24 protein-coding genes and 1 riboswitch are annotated in these 25979 nt (G+C 69.9%); of the genes, 16 read left to right on the top strand and 8 right to left on the bottom strand.

From position 1 onward, the window contains the following. Window positions 1–186: 186 nt before the first annotated feature. The 10 genes from ACIQMX_RS41730 (at window position 187) to ACIQMX_RS41685 (ending at window position 10246) form a co-directional block, all read left to right on the top strand. Entirely contained in the window at window positions 187–795 is a 609-nt protein-coding gene (locus tag ACIQMX_RS41730) for a CDP-alcohol phosphatidyltransferase family protein (RefSeq protein WP_363078851.1), read from the top strand. Window positions 796–908: 113 nt separating this feature from the next. Next, a complete protein-coding gene (locus ACIQMX_RS41725; RefSeq protein ID WP_402486762.1) occupies window positions 909–3404 on the top strand; it encodes a sugar phosphate nucleotidyltransferase in 2496 nt (831 codons plus the stop codon). 153 nt (window positions 3405–3557) lie between these two features. Then, on the top strand, window positions 3558–4481 hold the full coding sequence (locus tag ACIQMX_RS41720) for a DUF881 domain-containing protein (protein WP_363078849.1): 924 nt from the start codon (window positions 3558–3560) through the stop codon (window positions 4479–4481). After that, entirely contained in the window at window positions 4478–4810 is a 333-nt protein-coding gene (locus tag ACIQMX_RS41715; RefSeq protein ID WP_003970459.1) for a small basic family protein, read from the top strand. Before ACIQMX_RS41720 ends, ACIQMX_RS41715 begins: the two co-directional genes overlap by 4 nt. A 5-nt stretch (window positions 4811–4815) precedes the next feature. Further along, window positions 4816–5604 (top strand): DUF881 domain-containing protein, encoded by a 789-nt coding sequence (locus ACIQMX_RS41710; RefSeq protein WP_402486759.1) that lies wholly within the window; start codon window positions 4816–4818, stop codon window positions 5602–5604. A 190-nt stretch (window positions 5605–5794) separates the two neighbouring features. Further along, a complete protein-coding gene (locus ACIQMX_RS41705; protein ID WP_363078847.1) occupies window positions 5795–6583 on the top strand; it encodes an FHA domain-containing protein in 789 nt (262 codons plus the stop codon). 41 nt (window positions 6584–6624) lie between these two features. Next, window positions 6625–7368: a MerR family transcriptional regulator gene (locus ACIQMX_RS41700; RefSeq protein ID WP_363078846.1), complete on the top strand. Its 744-nt coding sequence runs from the start codon at window positions 6625–6627 to the stop codon at window positions 7366–7368. A gap of 54 nt (window positions 7369–7422) precedes the next feature. Continuing rightward, entirely contained in the window at window positions 7423–7896 is a 474-nt protein-coding gene (locus tag ACIQMX_RS41695; RefSeq protein WP_006123076.1) for a bifunctional nuclease family protein, read from the top strand. A gap of 166 nt (window positions 7897–8062) precedes the next feature. Continuing rightward, window positions 8063–8683, top strand: a complete 621-nt coding sequence (locus ACIQMX_RS41690; protein WP_363078845.1) for a MerR family transcriptional regulator — start codon at window positions 8063–8065, stop codon at window positions 8681–8683. 93 nt (window positions 8684–8776) lie between these two features. Continuing rightward, a complete protein-coding gene (locus tag ACIQMX_RS41685; RefSeq protein WP_402486755.1) occupies window positions 8777–10246 on the top strand; it encodes a DNA polymerase IV in 1470 nt (489 codons plus the stop codon). Here the strand turns inward: ACIQMX_RS41685 and ACIQMX_RS41680 are convergent. Then, window positions 10168–10551, bottom strand: coding sequence for a PRC-barrel domain-containing protein (locus ACIQMX_RS41680; RefSeq protein WP_363078843.1), 384 nt, complete (start codon window positions 10549–10551; stop codon window positions 10168–10170). The two genes, ACIQMX_RS41685 and ACIQMX_RS41680, sit on opposite strands and share 79 nt — an antisense overlap. A gap of 101 nt (window positions 10552–10652) precedes the next feature. Then, a riboswitch (glycine riboswitch) is annotated at window positions 10653–10751 on the top strand. A 193-nt stretch (window positions 10752–10944) separates the two neighbouring features. Between ACIQMX_RS41680 and gcvP the strand changes: the two genes are divergently transcribed. Then, window positions 10945–13830 (top strand): aminomethyl-transferring glycine dehydrogenase, encoded by a 2886-nt coding sequence (gene gcvP, locus ACIQMX_RS41675; protein ID WP_363078842.1) that lies wholly within the window; start codon window positions 10945–10947, stop codon window positions 13828–13830. An 84-nt stretch (window positions 13831–13914) separates the two neighbouring features. Here gcvP and ACIQMX_RS41670 read toward each other — a convergent pair whose 3' ends face one another. Next, window positions 13915–14121: a DUF5999 family protein gene (locus ACIQMX_RS41670; RefSeq protein WP_148015119.1), complete on the bottom strand. Its 207-nt coding sequence runs from the start codon at window positions 14119–14121 to the stop codon at window positions 13915–13917. Between the two features lie 322 nt (window positions 14122–14443). Next, the gene (locus ACIQMX_RS41665; RefSeq protein ID WP_363078623.1) at window positions 14444–15037 is read right to left on the bottom strand and encodes a hypothetical protein; all 594 of its coding nucleotides are present in this window, start codon (window positions 15035–15037) and stop codon (window positions 14444–14446) included. A gap of 480 nt (window positions 15038–15517) precedes the next feature. On the opposite strand from ACIQMX_RS41665, the gene ACIQMX_RS41660 reads away from it, so the two are divergent. Beyond that, complete coding sequence (locus ACIQMX_RS41660; RefSeq protein WP_363078621.1) at window positions 15518–17023, top strand: glutamate-cysteine ligase family protein; 1506 nt, start codon at window positions 15518–15520, stop codon at window positions 17021–17023. A 103-nt stretch (window positions 17024–17126) separates the two neighbouring features. Here ACIQMX_RS41660 and ACIQMX_RS41655 read toward each other — a convergent pair whose 3' ends face one another. Continuing rightward, window positions 17127–18914, bottom strand: coding sequence for a substrate-binding and VWA domain-containing protein (locus ACIQMX_RS41655; protein WP_363078619.1), 1788 nt, complete (start codon window positions 18912–18914; stop codon window positions 17127–17129). A 183-nt stretch (window positions 18915–19097) separates the two neighbouring features. Here ACIQMX_RS41655 and ACIQMX_RS41650 point away from each other — a divergent pair, with 183 nt between their 5' ends. Beyond that, window positions 19098–19877: a CPBP family intramembrane glutamic endopeptidase gene (locus ACIQMX_RS41650; RefSeq protein ID WP_219570290.1), complete on the top strand. Its 780-nt coding sequence runs from the start codon at window positions 19098–19100 to the stop codon at window positions 19875–19877. A 77-nt stretch (window positions 19878–19954) separates the two neighbouring features. Here the strand turns inward: ACIQMX_RS41650 and ACIQMX_RS41645 are convergent, their stop codons facing one another. Beyond that, window positions 19955–20776, bottom strand: coding sequence for a PhzF family phenazine biosynthesis protein (locus ACIQMX_RS41645; protein WP_363078617.1), 822 nt, complete (start codon window positions 20774–20776; stop codon window positions 19955–19957). 138 nt (window positions 20777–20914) lie between these two features. Next, complete coding sequence (locus ACIQMX_RS41640) at window positions 20915–21973, bottom strand: phosphotransferase (protein ID WP_402486748.1); 1059 nt, start codon at window positions 21971–21973, stop codon at window positions 20915–20917. Between the two features lie 177 nt (window positions 21974–22150). On the opposite strand from ACIQMX_RS41640, the gene ACIQMX_RS41635 reads away from it, so the two are divergent. Beyond that, window positions 22151–22789 carry a PadR family transcriptional regulator gene (locus ACIQMX_RS41635; RefSeq protein WP_363078613.1) on the top strand — a complete coding sequence of 213 codons (639 nt, stop codon included), beginning with the start codon at window positions 22151–22153 and terminating at the stop codon, window positions 22787–22789. A 134-nt stretch (window positions 22790–22923) separates the two neighbouring features. Here ACIQMX_RS41635 and ACIQMX_RS41630 read toward each other — a convergent pair whose 3' ends face one another. Both ACIQMX_RS41630 and ACIQMX_RS41625 read right to left on the bottom strand, forming a co-directional pair. After that, window positions 22924–23355, bottom strand: a complete 432-nt coding sequence (locus ACIQMX_RS41630) for an SRPBCC family protein (RefSeq protein WP_363078611.1) — start codon at window positions 23353–23355, stop codon at window positions 22924–22926. 61 nt (window positions 23356–23416) lie between these two features. Continuing rightward, window positions 23417–23629, bottom strand: coding sequence for a hypothetical protein (locus ACIQMX_RS41625; protein ID WP_328892762.1), 213 nt, complete (start codon window positions 23627–23629; stop codon window positions 23417–23419). Window positions 23630–23873: 244 nt separating this feature from the next. Here ACIQMX_RS41625 and ACIQMX_RS41620 point away from each other — a divergent pair, with 244 nt between their 5' ends. Continuing rightward, window positions 23874–24467, top strand: a complete 594-nt coding sequence (locus tag ACIQMX_RS41620; protein WP_402486744.1) for a Clp protease N-terminal domain-containing protein — start codon at window positions 23874–23876, stop codon at window positions 24465–24467. A gap of 203 nt (window positions 24468–24670) precedes the next feature. Beyond that, window positions 24671–25675 (top strand): EamA family transporter, encoded by a 1005-nt coding sequence (locus tag ACIQMX_RS41615; protein ID WP_402486741.1) that lies wholly within the window; start codon window positions 24671–24673, stop codon window positions 25673–25675. The last annotated feature ends 304 nt before the right edge of the window (window positions 25676–25979 follow it).

The raw sequence follows: 25979 nt of genomic DNA, 5'->3' as shown, positions 1-25979 counted from the left end.
CAGGGGGGACCCTGTGGGAGAGTAGGACGCCGCCGAACTCCTTTTGATAGTTAAGCCCCGTGCCCTTGTGGCACGGGGCTTTTCTGCGTTCCGACGACGTTTCTGACACCCCTGTGTAGGTGCCGGCCATGGCTGAGGGTAGGGTCAGGGGGCATCATTGGCACGTTCTTCACAGGAGGCCCCCGGGTGGAGGTCCAGGAGACTCGCGTTCAGACGGACCGGGTACTCACCATCCCCAACATCCTCAGCATGGCTCGCCTCGTTGGCGTACCCGTCTTCCTGTGGCTGATTCTCCGCCCCGAGTTCGGCGGCCCCAAGAGTGACGGCTGGGCGCTGCTGGTGCTGATGTTCAGCGGTGTGAGCGACTACCTCGACGGTAAGCTCGCGCGTCGCTGGAACCAGATCAGCAGTCTCGGACGGCTGCTTGACCCGGCTGCCGACCGTCTCTACATTCTTTCCACGCTCGTCGGCCTGACCTGGCGGGAGATCCTTCCGCTGTGGCTCACCGCCGCACTCCTCGCCCGTGAGCTGATGCTTCTCGTGATGGTGGGAATCCTGCGCCGTCACGGCTATCCGCCGCCCCAGGTGAACTTCCTCGGGAAGGCGGCCACGTTCAACCTGATGTACGCATTTCCCTTGTTGCTGCTCAGTGACGGAAGTGGTTGGCTGGCAGGGCTGGCCACTGTTTTCGGATGGGCGTTCGCTGGATGGGGTACAACGCTCTACTGGTGGGCAGGGATCCTCTACGTGGTTCAGGTCCGCCGTTTGGTCAAGGCGGATGCAGTAGCCGATTGAGCTCGTTGATGCGGTGCCGTGCAACGTGGCAGGCCCGCGGCTGATGACACAGATGCTGCCCTGACGGGCGAAGTCGGCTAGACCGTCGTCTCTTCAAGGAGGACGTTTCCGACATGAAGGCCGTCGTGATGGCAGGTGGTGAAGGCACTCGCCTTCGCCCCATGACCTCAAGCATGCCCAAGCCGCTCCTGCCCGTAGCCAATCGGCCGATCATGGAGCATGTCCTTCGCCTGCTCAAACGGCACGGGCTCAATGAGACGGTTGTGACCGTCCAATTTCTTGCCTCGCTCGTGAAGAACTACTTCGGAGACGGCGAAGAGCTCGGGATGGAGCTCAGCTATGCGAACGAGGAGAAGCCGCTCGGTACCGCGGGCAGCGTGAAGAATGCCGAAGAGGCGTTGAAGGATGACACCTTCCTCGTGATTTCCGGCGACGCGCTCACCGACTTCGACCTCACCGACCTCATCGCCTTCCACAAGGAAAAGGGCGGACTGGTCACGGTCTGTCTCACCCGCGTTCCGAACCCCCTCGAGTTCGGTATCACCATCGTGGACGAAGCCGGCCAGGTCGAACGCTTCCTGGAGAAGCCGACCTGGGGCCAGGTCTTCTCGGACACCGTCAACACGGGCATTTACGTCATGGAGCCCGAGGTCTTCAACTACGTCGAGGCCGACGTCTCCGTCGACTGGTCCGGTGATGTCTTCCCGCAGCTCATGAAGGAAGGCAAGCCCATCTACGGCTATGTCGCCGAGGGCTACTGGGAGGACGTCGGTACGCACGAGAGCTATGTGAAGGCTCAGGCGGACGTGCTCGAACGCAAGGTCGACGTCGAGATCGACGGGTTCGAGATCTCCCCCGGCGTATGGGTGGCCGAAGGCGCCGATGTGCACCCCGACGCGGTGCTCCGAGGGCCTCTGTACATCGGGGACTACGCCAAGGTCGAGGCCGGGGTGGAGATCCGCGAGCACACGGTCATCGGATCGAACGTCGTCGTGAAGAGCGGCGCCTTCCTCCACAAGGCCGTGGTGCACGACAACGTGTACGTCGGTGATCACAGCAACCTGCGCGGCTGTGTGATCGGCAAGAACACCGACATCATGCGCGCCGCCCGGATCGAGGACGGCGCCGTCATCGGCGACGAGTGCCTGGTCGGCGAAGAATCGATCATCCAGGGCAACGTCCGCGTCTACCCGTTCAAGACCATCGAGGCCGGCGCGTTCGTCAACACCTCGGTGATCTGGGAGTCGCGTGGACAGGCCCACCTCTTCGGCGCGCGAGGGGTTTCGGGAATCCTTAACGTCGAGATCACGCCGGAGCTGGCGGTGAGGCTCGCCGGAGCGTATGCGACGACGCTCAAGAAGGGCTCCACGGTCACCACCGCACGTGACCACTCCCGTGGCGCCCGGGCGCTGAAACGCGCGGTCATCTCGGCCCTGCAGGCCAGTGCCATCGATGTCCGGGACCTCGAGAACGTACCGCTGCCGGTGGCCCGCCAGCAGACCGCACGAGGCAGCGCCGGCGGCATCATGATCCGAACCTCGCCGGGCGTGCCCGACTCCGTCGACATCATGTTCTTCGACGAGCGGGGAGCGGACCTCTCCCAGGCACGGCAGCGCAAGCTGGACCGGGTCTACGCCCGGCAGGAGTACCGCCGCGCCTTCCCCGGTGAGATCGGAGACCTTCACTTCCCGTCGAGCGTCTTCGACTCGTACACGGGATCCCTGCTGCGGAACGTCGACACCGCGGGGATCTCGGACGCCGGGCTCAAGGTCGTGGTCGACGCGTCCAACGGCAGCGCGGGGCTGGTGCTTCCCAGTCTGCTGGGACGGCTCGGTGTGGATGCGCTGACCATCAACCCCGGGCTCGACGAGGCCAGGCCGACCGAGTCGGCCGAGACCCGGCGGTCCGGGCTGGTACGGCTCGGGGAGATCGTCTCCTCGGCGAGGGCGGCTTTCGGTGTCCGCTTCGACCCGGTCGGCGAACGCCTCTCACTGGTCGACGAGCGAGGCCGGATCGTGGAGGACGACCGGGCCCTGCTGGTCATGCTGGACCTCGTTGCCGCCGAACGCCGCAGCGGCCGGGTCGCGCTCCCCGTGACGACGACCCGCGTCGCCGAGCAGGTGGCCGCCTACCACGGCACCCAGGTGGAGTGGACCATGACGTCGCCGGACGACCTGACCCGGGTGGGGAGGGAGGAAGGGACCATCTTCGGTGGAGACGGACGTGGCGGCTTCATCGTTCCCGAGTTCAGCAGCGTCTTCGACGGATCCGCGGCCTTCGTACGGCTCATCGGCCTGGTGGCCAGGACGCAGCTCACGCTCAGCCAGATCGACGCCCGCATCCCGCGCGCCCATGTGCTGCGGCGCGATCTGGCGACCCCGTGGGCCGTCAAGGGACTGGTGATGCGGCGCGTGGTCGAGGCCGCGGGGGACCGCAGCGTCGACACGACGGACGGTGTACGCGTCGTCGAGGCGGACGGGCGCTGGGTCATGGTGCTGCCCGACCGGGCCGAAGCCGTCACCCATCTGTGGGCAGAAGGGCCGGACGACGCCTCCGCCCAGGCGCTCCTGGACGAATGGTCGGCGATCGTCGACAGCGCAGGTCAGTGAGCTGACCGGAGGCCGGGGCAGGCGGCAGGCGCCGCCCCGGCCTCCGGTGTCTGCCCGGCTCGCACGGTGCGGCTGAGGGATCCGCCCGGCCGCTTCCCGCGCAACGGTGGGGCCATTCGGCGGTAGCCGCCGCGACATGCGACGATGTGCGGCATGTCGCAGCAGCCCCCCGATCGGAGTAGTACCTCCCCGCGCCCGCGTCCCGACGCGTCCATGTCGCTGCTGACCAATGTGATGGACCACAGCCTGGACGACGGATATGCCGAGGCATCGGCGCGTCGCAAGGCGGACGGGCGCACGGGCATGCCCCGGACCCTCAAGGCGAAGCTCGGCTTCGCGGCGTGCCTGGTGCTGGCGGCGCTGGTCGTGACGCTCGGTGCCGCGCAGGCGCGGGTCGCCGCACCCGTCCTGGCCAAGGAGCGCGAGGAGCTCATCGACCGGATCGACGGGGAGACGTCCGCGGCCGACACCCTGGAAGCGCAGGTGGAGGAGATCCGCGACGACGTCGGCAGGCGTCAGCGCAAGGCGCTGGAGGAGCACGGCGGTGACCAGACCGAACTGGTGGCCCTGCTCTCCGGAGCGACACCGGTGGAGGGCCCCGGGGTGAAGCTCGTCGTCGACGACGCGAAGGACACCGACCAGGGCGGTGGCGGACCACGTGAGAGCAGCGGCTTCTCCGACACAGGACGGGTGCGCGACCGGGACATGCAGCGGGTCGTCAACGGTCTGTGGCAGTCCGGCGCCGAAGCGATCGCCATCAACGGACAGCGTCTGACCGCCCTGTCGGCGATCCGCGCCGCGGGCGACGCCATACTGGTCGACAACAAGCCGCTCGTGCCGCCGTACACGGTGCTCGCGGTGGGGGACGGGAAGAAGCTCGGCGCCGCCTTCCGGGACAGTGCCGACGGCCAGTACCTGCAGGCGCTCAAGGACACTTTCGACATCCGGACCAGCATCTCCGTACTGGACAAGGTGAGCCTTCCGGCCGCGCCGAGCCTGATCGTACGGACAGCAGAGCCTTACAAGGCCGCAGACACCGGCAGTGGTGCGGCAGACACAGGGAAGGGCACATCGTGATCGCCGTACTGGGCCTCGTCGTGGGAGTCGTGGTCGGACTGTTGGTCCGGCCCGAAGTGCCGGCGGTGGTCGAGCCCTACCTCCCGATCGCGGTGGTCGCCGCACTCGACGCCGTCTTCGGTGGTCTGCGGGCCATGCTCGACGGAATCTTCGTGGACAAGGTCTTCGTGGTCTCGTTCCTCTCGAACGTGGTCGTGGCCGCGCTCATCGTGTTCCTGGGCGACAAACTGGGCGTCGGTGCGCAGCTCTCCACCGGCGTGGTCGTCGTCCTCGGTATCCGTATCTTCTCCAACGCCGCCGCGATCCGCCGGCACGTCTTCCGGGCGTGACGCCGATGAGCAACGACGCCTTCAACGAGAAGCACGAGGAGCCCGGTGAGCAGGACGAGCCGACTCCCGAGGCGCTGACCGGGCGCCAGCGGCTGATCGCCGGAATCTGGCCGCCGCGAGTCACCCGGGCCCAACTCATCGTCGCGGTACTGCTGTTCGTTCTCGGCCTGGGGCTTGCCATCCAGGTGCGGTCCAACAGCGACAACAGCGCGTTGCGTGGCGCCCGTCAGGAGGACCTGGTCCGGATCCTCGACGAGGTGGACGACCGTACACAGCGGCTGGAGGACGAGAAGCAGCGCCTCGTCGACCAGCGCACGGAGCTGGAGAACAGCTCCGACCAGGCCGAAGAGGCGCGGAAGCAGACGGTGGAGAAAGAGCGCCAACTCGGTATCCTCGCGGGTACGGTGGCGGTGCACGGCCCCGGGATCACCCTCTCGATCAGCGACCCGGCCGACGCGGTACAGGCCGACATGCTGCTCGACGCCCTCCAGGAGCTCCGGGCGGCCGGCGCCGAGGCCATCGAGGTCAACGGCGTGCGCGTGGTGGCCCATACGTACTTCTCCGGGGAGGGGGGTGCCGTGGAGGTCGACGACCGTAAGATCACGGCTCCGTACGTCTTCACGGTCATCGGCAAGCCGCAGGATCTGGAACCTGCGCTGAACATCCCCGGCGGTGTGGTGCAGACGCTGGAGAAGGAGCAGGCCACTGTGCACGTGGCGCGGTCCGACGACATCGTCATCGACGCCTTGCGACCGGCGGAGCGGCCTGACTACTCTCGGTCGTCGACCCAGTGACCCCGGGACGTGTGGGTGCCGGGGGACTCGGGCAGGAGGTTGCGGGGGGTCGCCGCATCGTAATGGTGGTGCGTGGTGGAAACTGTCGAGTGGATACGGACGTTGTGAAGATGTCCGGGTCGGCAGGTGTGTTCATTCAGAGTTCGTCCTGCCCCACGGGCGGGTCTGTTTCGGTCAAGGGGAATCGCCCGTGAAGTTGTTTGGGAAGTTGTTCGGCAAGAGCGCTCGCGATGACGCTGCACGCCATCGCGCACCGCGCCATGGCCAGGCCGAGGAGCAGGGCGGCGAGCGCCCGCTCTTCCGGGATCAGGTGGCAGGTGTGGGGGGTGACAATTCGGGTGGTTCCGGCGCGTCGTCTGTTGACCCTGCCGGTCAAGGCCGCATAGGTTTCGGAGAACCGTCAACCTCAAGTACGGGTGGAGGGTTCGCCCCGAGGCAGGAGGCTTCGTCCATGCCGGTCTGTACGAGGTGCGGGCATCGCAATGCCGAGGCCAGCCGGTTCTGTTCCAACTGCGGTGCGCCGCTGCGGGGCGGGATTCCCGAGCGGGCTTCGGAGACGACGTCGACCATCTCCATCTCGGGCCTCGAGGCCTACGAGGCGGAGGCGACCGGACAGACGGCTGTGCCGTCGCTCTCGCCGGAGGCCCAGGCGGCCGTGGACGCCCTGCCGCTCGGCTCGGCGCTGCTGGTCGTGCGACGGGGTCCCAACTCGGGCAGCCGCTTCCTTCTGGACAGCGAGCTGACCACGGCCGGCCGCCACCCGCAGAGCGACATCTTCCTCGACGACGTGACGGTTTCGCGTCGTCACGTGGAGTTCCGCCGGAGCGCCGACGGCAGCTTCACCGTGGGGGATGTGGGCAGCCTCAACGGCACCTACGTCAATCGTGAGCGCATCGACTCCGTCGCGCTGTCCAACGGCGACGAAGTGCAGATCGGCAAGTACCGGCTGGTCTTCTACGCAAGCCAGCGCGGCATCTGACCCGGCCCCCGGCCCGGTCGGGGGAACCCCCAGGAAGGTCCATGCTGAGAACACCGACGGGCGGTGCCGGACACGGCACCGCCACCGCCGACGACCGCCCGATGAGCATCGGCACGGTGCTCCTGCAGCTGCGGGACGAGTTCCCCGAAGTCACCATCTCCAAGATCCGCTTTCTGGAGGCAGAGGGACTCGTCGAGCCGCAGCGGACCCCCTCCGGCTACCGGAAGTTCCGTCCGGACGACGTCGAGCGCCTGGCTCAGGTCCTCCGGATGCAACGGGACCACTATCTTCCGCTGAAGGTGATCCGGGAGCACCTGGACGCCCTCGCCCGGGGCGAGCAGGTGACCCTGCCGGCTCCGGGTGGTGAGCCGGAGCCGGCCGACTACGGCTGGAGCGGCGGGCCCGGCCGGGCCACCGCTGCCCGCATCGGCCGTGCCGAGCTCCTCGCGGCCGCCGAGGTGTCCGAGAGCGATCTCGATGCCTGGGAGTCGTACGGTCTGGTCGCGCCGTCGCCGGAGGGCGGCTACGACGGCGCGACGGTCACCATCGCCAGGCTTGTGGCGGATCTGGGGCGATTCGGTCTGGAACCGCGTCATCTTCGTGCGATGCGAGGGGCCGCCGACCGGGAGGCCGGGCTGATCGAACAGGTCGTCGCACCCTTGCGCAGGCACCGGAATCCGCAGACCAGAGCGCATGCCGAAGCCACCGCGAGGGAGCTTGCCGAGCTGTCCGTGCGGCTGCACTCGGCCCTTGTCCAGAGCGCCCTGCAGATCCGTCTCCACTGATCGAGGTGGGGGCCCGACTACCCAAACCTGCCGAGCACGTCCTAGGGTTGCTGTGTGAACGAGCTCGACGTTGTGGGTGTCCGGGTGGAAATGCCCTCCAACCAACCGATCGTGCTCCTGCGTGAAGTGGGAGGCGACCGGTACCTCCCCATTTGGATCGGTCCTGGTGAGGCGACCGCGATCGCCTTCGCTCAGCAGGGCATGGCTCCGGCCAGGCCGCTGACCCATGATCTCTTCAAGGATGTGCTCGAGGCCGTGGGCCAGGAGCTCACCGAGGTCCGGATCACGGATCTGCGTGAAGGGGTCTTCTACGCGGAGCTGGTCTTCGCCAGTGGAGTCGAAGTGAGCGCACGGCCTTCCGATGCCATAGCGCTCGCCCTGCGCACCGGCACGCCGATCTACGGCAGTGACGGGGTGCTCGACGACGCGGGAATCGCGATTCCCGACGAGCAGGAGGACGAGGTGGAGAAGTTCCGTGAGTTCCTCGACCAGATCTCGCCGGAGGACTTCGGTACGAACAGCCAGTGACGTCCCAAGGGGTTCCGCCGGCGCATCCGACAAGCCTTTCCCGGTCATGAGTGACGGGAAACCACCCTCAGGGTGATTATCACTCGGCGTGCCGAGTGTGGCGATCGTTGACGCACCCCGGGTGACTGCCTACCTTCGAGTGGGCAGGTCAAGGACGGAGGTCGGCGTGAGAAGCAGCGGCGACGGTACGGCTGTGGGTGGGCCGTATCCGCAGCAGGGGAGTACAGCCGGCCACACCATCAGGCAACCGGCTGCGGCGCCGGATGCGGTGGCGGGGGACGGCGTGAAATCGGCCGGCGAGATCGGTTACCGAGGGCCGACGGCGTGCGCGGCAGCGGGGATCACCTACCGGCAGCTCGACTACTGGGCCCGTACGGGCCTGGTGGAGCCGAGCGTCCGGCCGGCCTACGGGTCGGGCACGCAGCGGCTCTACAGCTTCCGGGACGTCGTCCTGCTGAAGATCGTGAAGCGCTTCCTCGACACCGGGGTCGCCCTTCAGAACATCCGCACCACGGTGCAGCACCTGCGGGCCCGCGGCTTCCAGGACCTCGAGCGCATGACGCTGATGAGTGACGGAGCGACCGTGTACGAGTGCTCCTCGCCCGCGGAGGTCGTCGAACTGCTCCAAGGTGGCCAGGGGGTCTTCGGCATCGCCGTCGGGGTGGTGTGGCGGGACGTCGACGCCGCGCTCTCCCAGCTGCACGGCGAACGTGTGGACACCGGCGAGACGCTGATCGGGAACAACCCCACCGACGAACTGGCCCGCCGCCGCAACCGGGCGGGCTGAACCCGTGGGAGGGCGGCCGTGCCCCGGGAAACCGGGGTGCGCCGGCCGCTGTGACAGGGCGACTGTCAGTGCCGTAGGGCACCATCGATTGATGTGAGAGCCGCGCCCACCATCCTGCATCTGGACATGGATGCCTTCTACGCGTCCGCGGAGCAGGCGGCGAAGCCGAGCCTGCGCGGCAAGCCGGTCGTGGTGGGCGGACTCGGACCCCGGGGAGTCGTCGCCACCGCCTCCTACGAGGCCCGTCGTTTCGGGGTGCACTCGGCGATGCCGATGGCGCAGGCCAGAAGGCTGGCGCCGAACGCGGCCTATCTCGAGCCGCGCTTCGCGCTCTACCGGACCGTGAGCGACCAGGTCATGGAGCTGCTGGGCCGCCTCTCGCCCCTGGTGGAGCCACTCAGCCTCGACGAGGCGTTCGTCGACCTGGAGGCGGGCGGGACGGCGGACGACACGGCCTCGGCCATGGAGATCGGCGAGCAGCTGCGCGGGGCGATCGAGGCGGTCACGGGGCTCAGCGGATCCGTCGGTCTGGCCGGCTCCAAGATGCTGGCGAAGATCGCCTCCGAGGAGGCGAAACCCGACGGGATCCTGTTGATAGAGCCGGGCACGGAGCGGGCGCTGCTCGCACCCATGCCCGTACGCACCCTGCCCGGCGTCGGCCCCGCCACCGCGGACCATCTGCGCCGCGCCGGCATGACCACGGTCAACGACCTCACCGAGGCGGGCGAGGCGGAGCTCATACGGCTGCTGGGCAAGGCGCACGGCAGCTCGCTGCACCGCATGGCGTTCGGATTCGACGACCGGCCCGTGGTCGCCGAGCGCGACGCCAAATCGGTCTCCGTCGAGGACACCTTCGACATGGATCTCCACGACCGGGTCCGGGTGCGCAACGAGGTGGAGCGACTGGCAGACCGCTGCGTCCACCGGCTGAGGGAGGCCGGAAGGTCAGGACGCACGGTGGTGCTGAAAGTGCGGCGCTACGACTTCTCGACCCTCACCCGCTCCGAGACGCTCCGCGGGCCCACGGACGACCCCTCGGTCGTCAGAGAGGCTGCCGCGCGGCTCCTGGAGGCGGTGGACACGACCGGGGGCGTCCGCCTGCTGGGCGTGGGCGTCACCGGCCTCGCCGACTTCACCCAGGAGGATCTGTTCGCCCAGGCGGCCGGTGAGCGGCTGGCCGCCGAGCTCCCGGACGCCGACGTCGCGGAGCCGGGCGCGCGCGCTGCCGGGGACGAGGGAGGGCCGGAGGGCGGGGAACCCGCACAGGAGAGCCCGGAGCAGCTCGCCGCGCGGCGCTGGCCGGCCGGGCACGACGTACGCCATGACATCCACGGGCACGGCTGGGTGCAGGGCAGCGGGGTCGGCCGGGTGACGGTGCGGTTCGAGGAACCGGAATCGGCGCCCGGCCGGGTCCGCACGTTCCGCATCGATGATCCGGAACTGCGGCCGGCCGATCCGCTGCCGCTCGTGCGGAACCCGGTGGACTACTCGTCCTGGCCGGCCAGCTTGCCGAAGTCACGGTCCGGAGCGCTCTCGGCGGGCGCCGCCGAGTCCAGACCGTAGTGCCGGTAGAGCTGGAGCTCCTGTTCCGGCGAGAGATGGCGGCCGACCCCGAAGTCGGGTGCGTCCTTGATCAGGGCGCGGTCGAAGGGGATGCGCAGCGTGTCCTCGACGAATTCGCTGGGCTCCAGCGGGACGAAGGCGTCCCGGCTGAACAGCCCGGTGCGTACGGCCGCCCATTCGGGCACACCCGTCGCGTCGTCGAGATACACCTCGTCCACGGTTCCGATCTTGGTGCCCTTGCGGTCGAACGCCTTGCGGCCGATCAGGCTGCGCGGATCGATGTCGGTCTGCACGGTCCCTCCCATGGGTCACGGCTACTCCACAGGCACTACAGAAGTGCAGATCCGTGGCGTCGGCCACTCGAGATCTCCCTCGCATACCCCGCTGGTAGGCTGGCCATGGCTGCTGACCCCGTGCGGGAGAGTCCTCCGGAGAAGAAGCCGGAGGGCGCCGAAGGAGCAAATCCTCCCCGGAATCTCTCAGGCCCCCGTACCGCACGGACGAGGTCACTCTGGAAAGCAGGGCGGGTTCCGCACGGCCACGGCCGGACCGGAGTCCTCCCTCACCGACGGTGAAAGCCGGTGCGCCCCGTGGGCACCGGTGAAGCTCTCAGGTTGAGATGACAGAGGGGGAGGCCGTTCGGGCACCCCGCGCCGTGGTGCCCCTCGCAGGTCGTGACAGACCAGGAGGCCTCCATCATGACCCCCCGTCGCACTTCGCTCTCCCAGCTGGAACAGGGAATCCCGTTCGAGCAGCGCCACATCGGTCCCGATGCCGAGGCACAGGCGAAGATGCTCGCCCAGGTCGGTTACGGCTCGCTCGACGAGCTCACCGCCGCCGCGGTGCCCGATGTGATCAAGAGCGCCGAGGCCCTGAAGCTCCCGGACGCCCGGACCGAGGCCGAGGTCCTCGCCGAGCTGCGCCTGCTCGCCGACCGCAACCAGGTCCTGGCCCCGATGATCGGGCTCGGTTACTACGGCACGTTCACCCCGCCGGTGATCCTCCGCAACGTGATGGAGAATCCCGCCTGGTACACGGCGTACACGCCGTACCAGCCCGAGATCTCCCAGGGGCGCCTCGAGGCCCTCCTGAACTTCCAGACGATGGTCGCCGAGCTCACCGGACTGCCCACCTCCGGCGCCTCGCTGCTCGACGAGGGCACGGCCGCGGCCGAGGCCATGGCCCTGGCCCGGCGCGTCGGCAAGGTCAGGAACGGCGTCTTCCTGGTCGACGCGGACACCCTCCCGCAGACCGTCGCCGTCATCGAGACCCGTGCCGAACCGACCGGCGTCGAGGTCGTCGTCGCCGACCTCACCGACGGCATCCCCGCCGACCTCGCCGAGCGCGGCGTCTTCGGCCTGCTGCTCCAGTACCCCGGCGCCTCCGGAGCCGTGCGGGACATCAAGCCCGTCATCGAGCAGGCCCACGAGCTCGGCGCGATCGTCACCGTGGCCGCCGATCTGCTCGCCCTCACGCTGCTCACGTCCCCCGGAGACCTGGGCGCGGACATCGCCGTCGGCACCACGCAGCGCTTCGGTGTGCCGATGGGCTTCGGCGGACCGCACGCCGGCTTCATGGCGGTGCGCGAGAAGTTCGCACGCAGCCTCCCGGGCCGTCTCGTCGGCGTCTCCGTGGACGCGGACGGCAACAAGGCGTACCGGCTGGCCCTGCAGACCCGCGAGCAGCACATCCGCCGCGAGAAGGCCACCAGCAACATCTGCACCGCGCAGGTGCTGCTCGCCGTGATGGCCGGCATGTACGCCGTCTACCACGGCCCCGACGGGCTGCGGACGATCGCCCGGCGCACGCACCGCTACGCGGCCATCCTGGCCGAGGGCCTGCGGGCCGCCGGTATCGACGTGGTGACCGGTGCCCACTTCGACACGCTCACCGTCCGGGTCCCGGGCAAGGCCTCCGCGGTCGTCGCCGACGCCCGCGAGCGTGGCGTCAACCTGCGGCTCGTCGACGGTGACCTCGTCTCGCTGGCCTGCGACGAGACCACGACCCGCGCGCAGATCGCGGCCGTCTGGGCTGCCTTCGGCGCCGACGGCGACATCGAGGCGCTGGACGCCACGACCGCCGACGCGCTGCCCGAGGGGCTGCTGCGCACCGACACGTACCTGACCCACCCGGTCTTCCACCAGCACCGCTCCGAGACCGCGATGCTGCGCTACCTGCGCAAGCTCGCCGACCGTGACTACGCGCTGGACCGCGGCATGATCCCGCTCGGCTCCTGCACCATGAAGCTGAACGCCACCGCCGAGATGGAGTCGATCACCTGGCCCGAGTTCGGGGCGCTGCACCCGTTCGCGCCGGCCGAGCAGGCGGAGGGCTTCCTGACGCTCATCCGTGAGCTGGAGGAGCGCCTGGCCGAGGTCACCGGCTACGACGCGGTGTCCATCCAGCCGAACGCCGGCTCGCAGGGCGAGTTCGCGGGGCTGCTGGCCGTGCGCGCGTACCACCGTGCCAACGGTGACGAGGGCCGGACCGTCTGCCTGATTCCGTCCTCCGCGCACGGCACCAACGCCGCGAGCGCCGTGATGGCCGGGATGAAGGTCGTCGTGGTGAAGACCGCCGACGACGGCGAGGTCGACATCGAGGACCTCCGGGCCAAGATCGCGCAGTACCGCGACGAGCTCGCCGTGCTCATGATCACCTATCCCTCCACGCACGGTGTCTTCGAGGAGCACGTCGCCGACATCTGCGCCGAGGTGCACGACGCCGGCGGTCAGGTGTACGTCGACGGGGCCAACCTCAACGCGCTGGTGGGCCTCGCCAAGCCGGGTCACTTCGGCGGCGACGTCTCGCACCTGAACCTGCACAAGACCTTCTGCATCCCGCACGGCGGCGGCGGCCCCGGCGTCGGTCCCGTCGGCGTCCGCGCGCACCTGGCGCCGTACCTCCCGAACCACCCGCTGCAGCCCGCCGCCGGTCCGGAGACCGGTGTCGGACCGATCTCGGCCGCTCCGTGGGGTTCGGCCGGCATCCTGCCGATCTCGTGGGCGTACGTGCGCCTGATGGGTGGCGAGGGACTGAAGCGTGCGACGCAGGTCGCCGTGCTCGCGGCCAACTACATCGCCAAGCGGCTGGAGCCGCACTACCCGATTCTGTACAACGGCCCGGCGGGCCTGGTCGCGCACGAGTGCATCGTGGACCTGCGGCCCATCTCCAAGGCCACCGGCGTCAGCATCGACGATGTCGCCAAGCGCCTCATCGACTACGGCTTCCACTCGCCGACCATGTCGTTCCCCGTCGCGGGCACGCTGATGATCGAGCCGACCGAGAGCGAGGACCTCGCCGAGCTGGACCGGTTCTGCGACACGATGATCGCCATTCGCGGCGAGATCGAGAAGGTCGCCTCGGGCGAGTGGAGCGCGGACGACAACCCGCTGGCCAACGCCCCGCACACCGCGGCCGCGCTGGGCGGTGCGTGGGAGCACGGCTACAGCCGCGAGACGGCCGTCTTCCCGGCCGGGGTCTCGGCCGCCGACAAGTACTGGCCGCCGGTACGCCGGATCGACGGCGCGTTCGGTGACCGCAACCTCGTCTGCTCCTGCCCGCCGCTCGAGGAGTACGACAACTGACGCGGGATCACAGGATGTGACGCGGACACGCGTGGGGGCCGGTTCGGAGACTTCTCCGGGCCGGCCCCTTTTCCGTACGGCCGTTCAGGCCGCCTTCACCACCCGGCCTGTTCCCAGCGGCCGGTGCGGGGCGATGATCTGCCCGTCCGGAAGCAGCTCTCCGGTGTCCTCGAAGAGCAGGACGCCGTTGCACAGCAGGCTCCACCCCTGTTCCGGGTGGTGCGCCACCAGGCGGGCGGCTTCCCGGTCGGCGGAATCGGCTGTCGGGCAGGCTGGCTGGTGCTGACACATGGCTGGGTTCTTTCGCTGCGTTGAGTTGAGTGTCCTGCGGCTTGAAGAGGTGTTCATGGCCGCCCCCCGTATCGATCGGTCCGGTCCCAGTGTTGCCCTACGGACGTCGATCCGCAGGGATTTCGCAGCAGCGCTTCCACTCCTCTCAGGACGCATCACCCGCCCGGACGGTTCAACGCAACTGCACTGTCACTTCGGGTGGTTCGGGGTGGCCGGATGGGGCTAGTCCGGATGGGCAGGAGTAGCCCCCACGTGATGGCTCTGTGCCCCGCCACCGGATCCGGTGGCGGGGCACAGAGCCATCACGTGGGGGGAGCCGGGCTCAGGCGGGAGAGCCGAGCAGGGGGCCGGGGCCGGGTGCGATACGGGTGGTGATCACGGGGAGCAGATCAGCGACCCGGTGCGGACGGTGTGCCGCGATGCCCGGTGGGGCGGGAGCCAGCGGTACGAGCAGATCGGCCGGGGCGGGGGACCCGCCGGACGCGTCGGCCTCGGTGTCCCCGTGCAGCCACAGCGCCAGCATGTAGAGCTCGGGAATGGACAGCAGCCTCGGCTGGTACGGCGTCGCCGCCGCTTCCGCCTGGCGCAGCGCGAGTTCGGTCGAGGCGATGTACGGGCCTTCGAAGAAGTGCGAGAAGGCCCAGCCGTCAGGGGTGAGCATCGTCTCCGCCGCGGCGACGGCCCGCTCGGTACTGCGGATCAGGAAGCGCCATCCGGCGAGCCGGGTCGTGGGCGCGAGCCCGTCCCCGCCGATGCGGTCCAGCACATGGACGGGGAGCGGGTGTTCGGGGCTCAGCGGGCCCTGGACGGACCGCAGAGCGGGGGTGCGGGCCTCGCGGACCGCGGTCGGTGAACCGAGCGCCGCGTGAACGCTGCGCAGAGCGGGCGCGGGAGCCGGGGGTACATGCAGCGGCATAGTGGGTCGCCTCTCACTTCGGAGACACGGTGGAGCGTGGGCGGGTGCAGACGGCGCTGTCGGCGTGCGGGGCCAGAGGAGGCCGGTGACTGGGCCGGTGCGTCAACTCTCTGCCTCGTCCGCGGAGTTTATACGACACGTGTTCACGCGGTGTTTCCACTAGCCGCCACGGCTATTGCCGGCAAGGCGGTATCCGGTCTCAATTATGCGGAGATTATGCGGATTCGGTGTGAGCGGCGCAGCCACCGCCTCGGGTTTTTCCCGCGCCGCGGTAGGCTGAAACGTGTCGGCTCTTTCTCTGCCGCCCGCCGGGGAAACTGCGCGCTGCGTCATGCCGAGTGAATGTGCCCCGGGCCTCAGGCATCAGATTAGCGGGTGCACGGCGTCCGCGGGGCGTTATGGATCTCGTTGCCTGGGCATTATCGATCGTGACGCGAGCGGCCTGGGCCGCGGGCCGCCCACTCGAGGAGGGACACTTCGATGGGGGAGAAGGTCGTTGCGGGCGCCTTTGACCTGTCCGACCGGCAGAAGTACCGGAGGAAGCTTCACCAGTGCCTGGAGGTGCTGGGGAGGCTCCTGGCGGAGCGGAGGTTCGACCGGCCGCGCAACCTCATGGGCATGGAGATCGAACTGAATCTGGCCGGCGCCGACGGTATGCCGAAGATGTTGAATGGACAGGTTCTGGAGCGCATCGCCAGCCGGGATTTCCAGACGGAACTGGGGATGTTCAATCTCGAAGTGAACATAGTTCCACATAATCTTTCAGGACGTGTTCTCGATCAACTTGCCGAAGAGCTGAGAACGGGTCTCGGATATGCCGACCGGAAGGCTGCCGAGGTCGATGCCGGGATCATGATGATCGGAATACTTCCCACCCTCGGCCGCGAGGACATGGTCCGGTCCAACCTCTCCGATGTCGACCGCTACGCGCTGCTGAACGATCAAATGGTGGCCGCGCGCGGCGAGGATTTCTCCCTGGATATCGAGGGGGTGGAGCGACTGCTCTGCACCTCGGCGTCGATCACGCCGGAAGCGGCGTGCACCTCGGTGCAGCTCCATCTTCAGGTGACCCCGGAACGCTTCTCCGACGTGTGGAACGCGGCCCAGGCCGTCGCGGCGGTCCAGGTGGCGCTGGGCGCCAACTCTCCCTTCCTGTTCGGCCGGGAGCTGTGGCGGGAGTCGCGGCCGCCGCTCTTCCAGCAGGCGACGGACACCAGGCCGCCGGAGCTTCAGAACCAGGGAGTGCGGCCGAGGACCTGGTTCGGCGAGCGGTGGGTCGACTCGGCCTACGAGCTCTTCGAGGAGAACCTCCGCTACTTTCCCCCGCTGCTGCCGATCTGCGACGAGGAGGATCCCCAGCGGGTGCTCGACGAGGGAGGGGTGCCCGGGCTCCAGGAGCTCGTCCTGCACAACGGCACGGTCTACCGGTGGAACCGGCCGGTCTACGGGCTGGCGGACGGCGTACCGCACCTGCGGGTGGAGAACCGGGTGCTTCCCGCGGGACCGACCGTCGCCGACGTGATCGCCAACACCGCGCTCTACTACGGACTGGTACGGGCACTCGCGGAGGAGTCCCGGCCGGTGTGGACCAGGATGCCCTTCACCGCCGCCGCCGAGAACTTCGATACCGCCTGCCGGCAGGGCATCGACGCCGAGCTGCTCTGGCCCAGGCCCGGCCGCTCCGGCGGGCTGACCCGGGTGCCGGCCGTCAAGCTCGTGCGGGACGAACTGCTGCCGCTGGCGGCCGCGGGCCTCGACGCCTGGAACATCGAGCCCGCGGACCGGGACCACTACCTCGGGATCATCGAGGAGCGCTGCAGGCGGCGGACGAACGGCGCGTCCTGGCAGGCCGACACCTATCACCGGGCGCGGGAGGCGGGGCTGGGGCGGGCCGAGGCACTCGCCGCCATGACCCGCAGGTACGCCGAACTGATGCAGGCCGGCGAGCCCGTGCACACCTGGCCGGTGGACCTCCCCGCACGGTGAGCGGGGCGGGGCCCCGGCCCGGATGCGGATGCGCTGTGCCGCCGGTCCGCCCCGGGCCGGGCGGGGGCTGCTCCCGCGCCCGGGCCCCGTGGCCGGGCGGGGGCTACTCCCCGGCGCCGCCACCGCTCTGCCCCGCGGTCATGACGGCTTGCAGGATCACCGCCTGGATCTCCGCCGGGTCGCTGACCTGATAGCCGCCGCCACCGGTCACCTTCGCTATCTCGTTCACCTCTTCGCGGTCGGCGTCGGGGCCGACCGCGATGGCGAGCAGCGGTACCGGGCGCTCCGGGTCGGTGATCTTCTTGAGCTCGGCGATCAGGGCGGAGCGCGAGATGGAGCGGTCGTCCTGGTTCGAGCCGTCGGTGAGGATCACCACGGCGTTGAACTTGCCCTTGACGTACGTACGCTGCGCCTCCTTGTAAGCGGCCAGCGCGGTGTCGTAGAGGCCCGTGGCCCCGTCGGGCACGGGCTTCAGCGAGGAGAACGCCGCGGCGAGCCTGTCCCGGTGCGTGCCCCCGCCCTTGGCCGCGTCGCCGAGCCGGCTGGTCTCCACCAGCCTGCGGTAGTCCTTGTCGCCGTCGAGCGTCGTGGCGAACTCCCAGAGGCCGATCTCGTCGTTCGGCGTGAACTGGTTGAGGGCCTGGATCAGGGAGGCCTTGGTGACGTCCATCCGTGACTGGTTGCGGCCCGGCACGATCGTGGCCATCGACCCCGAGGCGTCGACGACCGTGGTGAGCCGTGCGCTCTGGACGGTGATCGTCCACATGCCGAGCGTCTCCTGCAAGGTCTCGTCCGAGGGAGCGGCCCCCGGCGACGTGGCGTACGGCTGGGGGGACTTGGCGCCGGCCGAGGCGACCAGGGTCTCGTCCGCCGTGCCGTCGACGGTCCGGAAGCCGTGCTCCCGCAGCGTGCGCTGGGAGGCGTCCTCGGACAGCAGCGTCATGAAGCGCAGCGCGGCCCGGCTCTCGTCCGTCGTCTGTTCCTCCTCGTTGACCAGGGTGAAGGGGTAGTTGAGGAGCGGAGCGCCGTCCTTCGGGTAGAAGAGGTCGAGCTTGCTGTCACCCGTCGACTCGGCGTTGTGGGCGAACGCGGCCTGTTCGGAGAGAAGCACCGCCTGGTTCCGGGCCGGATTTCCCTGTTCCGCACCGGAACCGTCCTGGGGAAGCGTCTCCACGACCTGAGTGTCGCCGTCCGACATCCGCTGGGCGAGCAGCTTGGCGGTGGCCGCGGCCCTCGTGTCGCTGTCCCCGCCCAGTTTGTCGGACGAGATCCCGATGCTCGTGAGCGCCAGCAGCCCCGTGGCGCTGCGTGCGGGGTCGGCCGATCCGAGCCGTACCTTGTCGGACTCCATGGCCGCGGCCGTCAGTTCGGCCCAGGAGTACTGCTTCTCGGGCCAGCCGAGGCTCTTGGCCGCGGAGGGCACCATGGCGAGTGTGACGGGCGAGGACGCGACGGAGTCGCCCGGCGTGATCGGGATGGCGTCCCCCAGCCCCTTCGCCCGGTTCAGCCAGAGGTCGGAGTCGGGGAGCCACATCTGGTACTCCGGTGCGCGGGTGCCGCGGGCGAGGGCGTCCGCGACCTTGTACGAGTCGCGGGCCACCACGTCCACGTCCACACAGTGGCCATCGGATCTCAGATTGTCCTTGCGCGCCTTGTCGGCGACGGCACGCATGGCGGGGGCGATGTCCGGTGAGGTCATCATGGACAGGTGTACGGCGGTGTCCTCGCAGGACTTCGAGAACGACAGCAGGCCGCCCTGTGCCGCTACCGCCGTTCCCGCTGCCACGGCGAGAACGAGCATGGTGGCGATGGCTACGGTACGACGGCGGCGCGGTGGACGGTCCCCGCTTCCATCCGTGGCGTAGTCGTCCGGCAAGCTGTGACGTCCCATGTCGGTGGTGCCCCTCCTTGAGGATGAACAAGGAAAAGGGGGACCACACCATCGCAATGGTGCTCGTCCCCCGGCCTGTCGCGCATGATCTTCGTACCTGCATTCGAGACCCTAGCGGGGCAGGGGGCGGCATGGGACGTGAATGCACAACTGAGGGCAGGTGTACAGGTGGAGGCGGGGCGTGTGGCTGATTCTTTTCCCCAGGAGGCCGTGTCGCGACGGATCTTGCGGTCCGAAACGGTGTTGGTTCTGGCTCTCTCGCTAGGAGCCAGCGGGGTGTCTGCCCTGATCAGTTTTGTCGGATCCCTGACGAAACCAGGGGGTTTGAAGGATCAGGCGGCCACGCTCAACAGCTCCTACGCGCCGGGACGTCCATGGCTGGATCTCGCCTGGCAGCTGTTCGGGATCACGACGGCGCTCGTGCCGGTCGCCCTGGTGGCGCATCTGTTGATCAGGGAGGGGACGGGGCTGCGCGCCATCGGCTTCGACCGGACCAGGCCGTGGCCGGACATCGGGCGCGGGACGCTGGTGGCGGCGGGGATCGGCAGTGCGGGCCTCGCCTTCTACCTGGTCGCCCGCACCGCCGGATTCAACCTCACCGTCGTCCCCGAGTCGCTGCCCGACGTGTGGTGGAAGTTCCCCGTGCTCATCCTGTCCGCGATCCAGAACTCCGTGGTGGAGGAAGTGATCGTCGTCGGGTATCTGCTGCGCCGGCTGGGTCAGTTGGGGTGGACCCCGATGGCGGCGCTGGTGGCGAGTTCGGTCCTGCGGGGCTCGTACCACCTCTACCAGGGCATCGGCGGCTTCATCGGCAACATGGTGATGGGCGTCGTCTTCGTGCTCCTGTACCGCCGGTGGCAGCGCGTGGGGCCGCTGGTCGCCGCGCACGCCCTGCTCGACATCGGCGCGTTCGTGGGGTACGCGCTGCTCGCCGGGAAGGTGGGCTGGCTGCCGACCCCGTGAGGCCGGGGCAGGCACGGGACGAGGGGGTGTGCGGAACGGCCGGTCCCGCACACCCCCTCATCGAGTCCGCCGCGCCGTCACAGGGCGACGAGCAGCTCGCCGTCCACCACCGTCACGGCGCTGCCCGTCAGCAGGGTGCGGTCGCCCCGCAGAGACGTGCGGACCAGGCCCGAACGGGCGGACGCCTGGAGGCCGGTCAGCTCGTCGCGGCCGAGCCGGGCCGACCAGAACGGCGCGAGGGCGGTGTGGGCGCTGCCCGTCACCGGGTCCTCGTCGATGCCCACGCCGGGGAAGAAGCCGCGGGACACGAAGTCGTAGCCGCAGCCCGGTGAGGCGGCGGCAGCCGTGGCGATGACACCGCGCCGCGAGTGGGCGGCCAGCGCCGCGAAGTCCGGTGAGAGCCCCCGTACGGTCGCCTCGTCGGCCAGTTCCACGAGCAGATCGGCGATGTGCGGGCCCGTGTCGTGCACGGATACGGGCTCCGCGCCGAGGGCGGCGGCCAGCCCGGCGGGCGGGGCTTCGGGGGTCAGGGGGGCGGTCGGGAAGTCGAGTGCGATCGAGCCGTCCGGGCCGGCGGCCGCGGTGAGGATCCCGCACCGGGCCGCGAAGCGCACGGTGCCGGTAGCGGTGGAGGTGGTGTGCAGGACGTGGGCCGTGGCGAGGGTGGCGTGGCCGCACATGTCGACCTCGGTGGACGGGGTGAACCAGCGCAGTGCCCAGTCGGCGGCGCCGCCCGGTGGCAGCGGATGGGCGAACGCGGTCTCGGAGAGGTTCAGCTCTGCGGCGATCTGCTGAAGGCGGCTGTCATCGGGGAAGCCTTCCGGGCCCAGGAGCAGGACGCCTGCGGGGTTGCCGGAGAACGGGCGGTCGGTGAACGCGTCGACGATTCGGATCCTCATGGTCCGACGGTAGGGGCGGGGCGAAGCCGTCGGCCAAGGCCAATTCCGGGTCGGCGGCCCGTAATGGACCGTCCCGGCGGGGAGGCGCTCCGCCCGGCCGGCCCGTGGGGCAGGGCGGGACTCGCGGGACGCGTCCTGCTACCAAGGGCGGGAGTCGGGCGCGGGCAGCGGGCGCAGCGCCGGCCAGCGTTCGAGCAAACGGCCGGCCAGAGCCGAGCTGAGGCGGCCGAGGGCGTGCAGGTGATCGTGGTCGCGGGTCATGTCGGCGACCACGCCGAGGCGGTGGACGAGCCGCTCACGGGCGGAGATGTAGCCCCACTCGAAGTCCTCGGCGGGCACCCGGGCGAACTGGTCGGCCATTCCGCGATGGGCCCGCTCGACGAGCGCGTCGCCCTGGATCAGCCAGCCCGCACACGCGTCGGCGAGGTCACCCGGCACGTCCTTCCCGGTGAGGCCGCGCCAGGTGGTCCGGTAGATGTCCTCGACCTCCGTGAGCGGGGCCGCGGTGACCGACATGGCGCACCAGCAGGTGGGGAAGCCGATGCGGAAGTAGGCGAGTTCGATCAGGCCGTTGCCGAGCGAGGCCCGTTCGAAGTCGACGAAGCGGACGCCCTCGGCTGTGCGCAGATCGTTGCCGGGGCAGGGGTCGCCGTGCAGCAGTGCGTGGTGCGGGGCGGGGTCCAGCCGCTCCAGGAGACCGCCGAGTTCGTCGGGGACCGCGGACGGCACAGGCACGTCGAGCGCCCCGGCCAGAGTGAGGAAGGATTCCGCGTCGGCGGCCGTGGGCCCCGACGAGACCGGTAGCGCGCCCGCGTCGGCCGGCCCGGTCAGGGCGTGCAGCCGGGCGAGCGACTCGGCGTACCCCGGCATCCAGTCGTCCGTCCTGCCGAGGTCGTCCAGGTGCTCGAGGACCAGCACCCGGGAGGACGGGTCGGTGGCGAGTACCGCAGGGGCCACGGCGGGCCCGCCGGAGGTCCGTCCGGCAAGGCGCAGCCCGGCGGCCTCCCGCGCGAAGCGCGTGTCCGCGTCGGCGGTCGCGTCCCCGGTGCCGGTGATCTGCTTGACGATCACCAGCCGCCCGTCGGCCAGCCGCACCCGCCACACGCGCGACCGCGGACTGCTGTCCAGGATCTCGGCCTGCTGGGGGGTGCCCACGGCGGAGAGCAGCGCCTCGTTGAACGGAACACGGTTCGGCATGCCGACGAGGGTAGCCCCAGCCGGGCCGGCGTGGGCATGCCGGCAGTCGGCCACCGCCCGGGACGTTCGGAGGGATCGCGCGCCAGGGGATTGCCGAGCGACCCATTCCGATATATCGTTGACGCATCGCGACAGTACAGCGATAGATTAATGATCAACGAATGAAGGAGTACGGTCATGCGTTCACATGGACATGAGCACGGACACGGTCGTGGGTACGGTCAGGGGCGCGGCCCCTTCGGTCCCGGTCAGTACGAGCGGGGCGACTTCGAGGGGGGACGTGCCGCCTTCGGGCAGTTCGGTCCGCCGTTCGGTGGCGGCCCGTTCGGTGGCGGCCCCTTCGGCGGGGGGCGCGGCCGCGGTGGCGGCCGGGGGAGGGCGCGCCGCGGTGACGTGCGCGCGTCGATCCTCGCGCTGCTGAAGGACCGGCCGATGCACGGCTACGAGATGATCCAGGAGATCGGGGAGCGCAGCGGCGGGGCCTGGCGGCCCAGTCCGGGCTCGGTGTACCCGACCCTGCAGCTGCTGGAGGACGAGGGGCTGATCGTCAGCGCGAGCGAGGGCGGCAAGAAGCTGTTCACCCTCACCGACGCCGGTCGCACCGAGGCTGAGTCGGGAGCCGACGCGCCTTGGGAGGAAGCCGGTCGCGGTGTCGACTGGGACAGCCTCAATGAGGTCCGGCAGGCCGGTTTCGGCATGATGGAGGCGTTCGGCCAGGTCTGGAAGACCGGCTCGGCCGACCAGCGCGAGAAGGCGCTGGCGGTGATCAATGACGCCCGGAAGAAGCTCTACCTCATCCTCGCCGACGAGCACTGAGCCCGACGGTGAGTGAGGGAGAGGCGGGTCGAAGGGCCCCGTGGTGCTGCCACGGGGCCCTTCGGTGTGTACGGGCGGGGCGGTGGCCGGGGCCTTTGGGCGTACGGGGCGCGGTGGTGGCCGTGCCGCGCGGATCAGGCGACGATCAGCCCGTCCAGTTTGCGCAGTGACTCGACGAGGGCCGCGGTGGCCGAGTCCTTCAGCTTGCCGGCCATCAGGGAGACCGCCGCCCCGGTGAACTCGCCGTCGATCCGGATCGTGGTGGCGTCCCCGTCCGGCGTGAGTACGTAGCTCATCCTGAGGTTGACGCCCATCGGCCCCTTCCCCGTGGTGGTCAGCAGGCGGCCGTCCTCCAGCTCCGACACCGTCCAGGTCACCTCGGCGGGGAACCCCATCAGCTTCATGTTCTCCTCGTACGTGCCCGCCAGTTCGAGGTTGGCCGGGCCGCCCTTGGGGAAGCTGGTGTGGGTGGCGTTCCACTCCCCGTACGTGCTGAAGTCGGTCAGCTGGGCCCAGACCTTGCCGGCCGGTGCTGCGATACGCGCTTCTGCACTGACTTCGGCCATGCGACCACCCCTTCTCGACGGGTTACGGTGTCGCGGAACGTAGCCGCAGCGGCGATAACATTCAATACTGATGAAGCGTCAGATCTGCGGGATCGGTTCCGGTCCGCCAGATGAGGGCCGCGTCGAACCGGTCGCAGGCGCGTGGATGCGGTCCGTCGTCGTGGCAGTGGAACGCAGCCCAGAAGAGATCCGCGCGCAGCGCGTCGGACGGCGCGTGCACCCGGTATACGTACTCCCGCCCGTCGAGGGCCGGCAGCGAGACGAGCCAGCTCACCTCCGGCACCCCCTCCCGCGGCCGTCGTGGCGTTCCGGCCTGAGAGACGTGTACGAGGCGGCTTCCGGTTGCTCCGGGAGCGCAAAGCAAGGCGGCGCGCGCCGTTTGCGTGAATCCGGCCCCGGACCGGCGCGATCTCATCCGTAAGGAGGAGGTCTCGCTCCCCTGTGCCCAACTCGGGTGGGATGCGGCAATGGGACTCTCCGGGGACGCAGTGGCCGATACGGGCTGATGGGGTGGAAGTGTGCAGAACCCGACCCCGCGAATCCCTCAGCAGCCCGCACCGAACCACCGTGCTGAGTACGACGCCGGACTCACCGATGAGCTGGCCGCCGTGGTGACGAGCGCGCGCAGGCGCGCCCTGCGTGACGGCGACCGGCAGATCGACACGGCTCATCTGCTGCATTCCCTCATCGAGTCGGACCCCGCCGTCCGTGCGGCCTTCGACGGCGGCCCGCAGCTGGCCAGGGTGCTCGGCTACCTGGTCCAGCGCAGCATCGGATACGGGCTCCGCTGGCAGGGCGCGGTGGAGGACTCGGGCGCGGTCCCGGTGGTGACCGGCACGGGTGCCGAAGGATGGTCGCCCTCCGCGGCGTCCGCCATGGCGGACGCCTCCCGCCGGGCGGCGGCGGACGGGCGCGCGCGGGCCGGCGGGCTCGATCTGCTCGCCGCGCTGGCCGCGGACCGGGAGAACCGGGCCGTCGAGGTGCTGGAGCGGGCGGGCGTCGATCCGGCGCTGCTCGCGGACCGCATCGTGGAGGCGTCCGGGCCGGGCCCCGGCACCGCGGAGGCGTCCGGGCCGGGCCCCGGCACCGCGGAGGCGTTCGGCCCGGCGTGACCGGCCCCGGCATCGTGGAGGTGTCCGGGCCGCGCGTGACGGTCGGAGGCGTCCGGCCCGGCGTGACCGGGCCCGGCATGGGCGGGCATCGGCCCGGGGTGTGACCGGGTCCGTCGTGTCAGGGTCGCCATTGACATCGGAGTGTTACCGAAGTCAGGCGTCACGGGGGTGACGCTCCTGACGTCCGCTGTCATGATGTGCCGATGCACGCGTCTCGGGGAAGAAGCGCCGGCCTGGGACTCGCCCTCGCCTCGGCCTTCGCGTTCGGTGGTTCAGGAGTGGCGGCCAAGCCGCTCATCGAGGCGGGCCTGGACCCGCTCCACGTGGTGTGGCTCAGGGTGGCGGGCGCCGCGCTCGTGATGCTGCCCGTGGCCTGGCGCCACCGGGATCTGGTCCGCAGCCGCCCCGTGCTGCTGCTGGGGTTCGGGCTCCTCGCCGTCGCGGGCGTCCAGGCCTGCTATTTCGCCGCGATCTCCCGCATCCCGGTGGGCGTCGCCCTGCTCGTGGAGTACCTGGCTCCGGCGCTGGTCCTCGGCTGGGTGCGCTTCGTCCAGCGGCGTCCGGTGACCAGGGCGGCCGCCGTCGGTGTCGTCCTTGCGGTCGGCGGTCTGGCCTGTGTGGTCGAGGTGTGGGCCGGGCTGAGCTTCGACGCCTTCGGACTGCTGCTCGCGCTCGGTGCGGCCTGCTGCCAGGTCGGCTACTTCGTCCTCTCCGATCAGGGGAGCGCGGACGCGGCAGACGGCGCCGAGCCGCCGCACCCGGTCGGCGTCATCGCCTATGGACTCCTGATCGGAGCCGCCGTCCTCACCGTCGTGGCGCGTCCGTGGGGCATGGACTGGTCCGTGCTCGGCGGCGACACCGCGATGAACGGCACGGACGTGCCCGCCTGGCTGCTGCTGGCGTGGATCGTGCTGCTCGCCACCGTCATCGCGTACGTGACCGGTGTGGTCTCGGTACGGCTGCTGTCACCGGCGGTCGCGGGCGTCGTCGCCTGCCTGGAAGCCGTCATCGCCACGGTGCTGGCGTGGGTGCTGCTCGGGGAGCACCTGGCCGCCCCGCAACTCATCGGCGGAGCCCTCGTGCTGACGGGCGCCCTCATCGCGCAGTCGTCCACGCCCAAGGCGCCCTCCGGGCCCGTCGCCTCGGGGCCGGGCGGGGAGCGGACGGCGGCCGAGGGGGAGTTGCCCGCCGGCCGTACCGCCTCCTAAGGTGACGAGCATGCGTTTGACCGTACTTCCGCCGCCTGCCGTCCAGGGCCTGTAATCAGCCTGCCGTCTGCCGCACGACGCCATGCACGCACTCCCGCCGCACCGGACCCGGTACGTCCAGTACAGGGGCCTGGAGCCGGCACGCCGAGAGCACGCATCTGACGCCGCGCGGCCGCCCTCCGGGCGACGACGGCAGTTTGACGACACGCCCTAGCTTGATCTTTAACCTCAGGGCCCGAACGAGTCCTCGTACTTGATCACTCGGACTGGTAACTGCGGTACATGCGGGCGGCCTTCGGCTGAG

The sequence above is a fragment of the Streptomyces sp. NPDC091416 genome, assembly GCF_044756845.1.
Taxonomy (GTDB): Bacteria; Actinomycetota; Actinomycetes; order Streptomycetales; family Streptomycetaceae; genus Streptomyces.
This window is presented reverse-complemented; position numbering and strand designations above follow the sequence as displayed.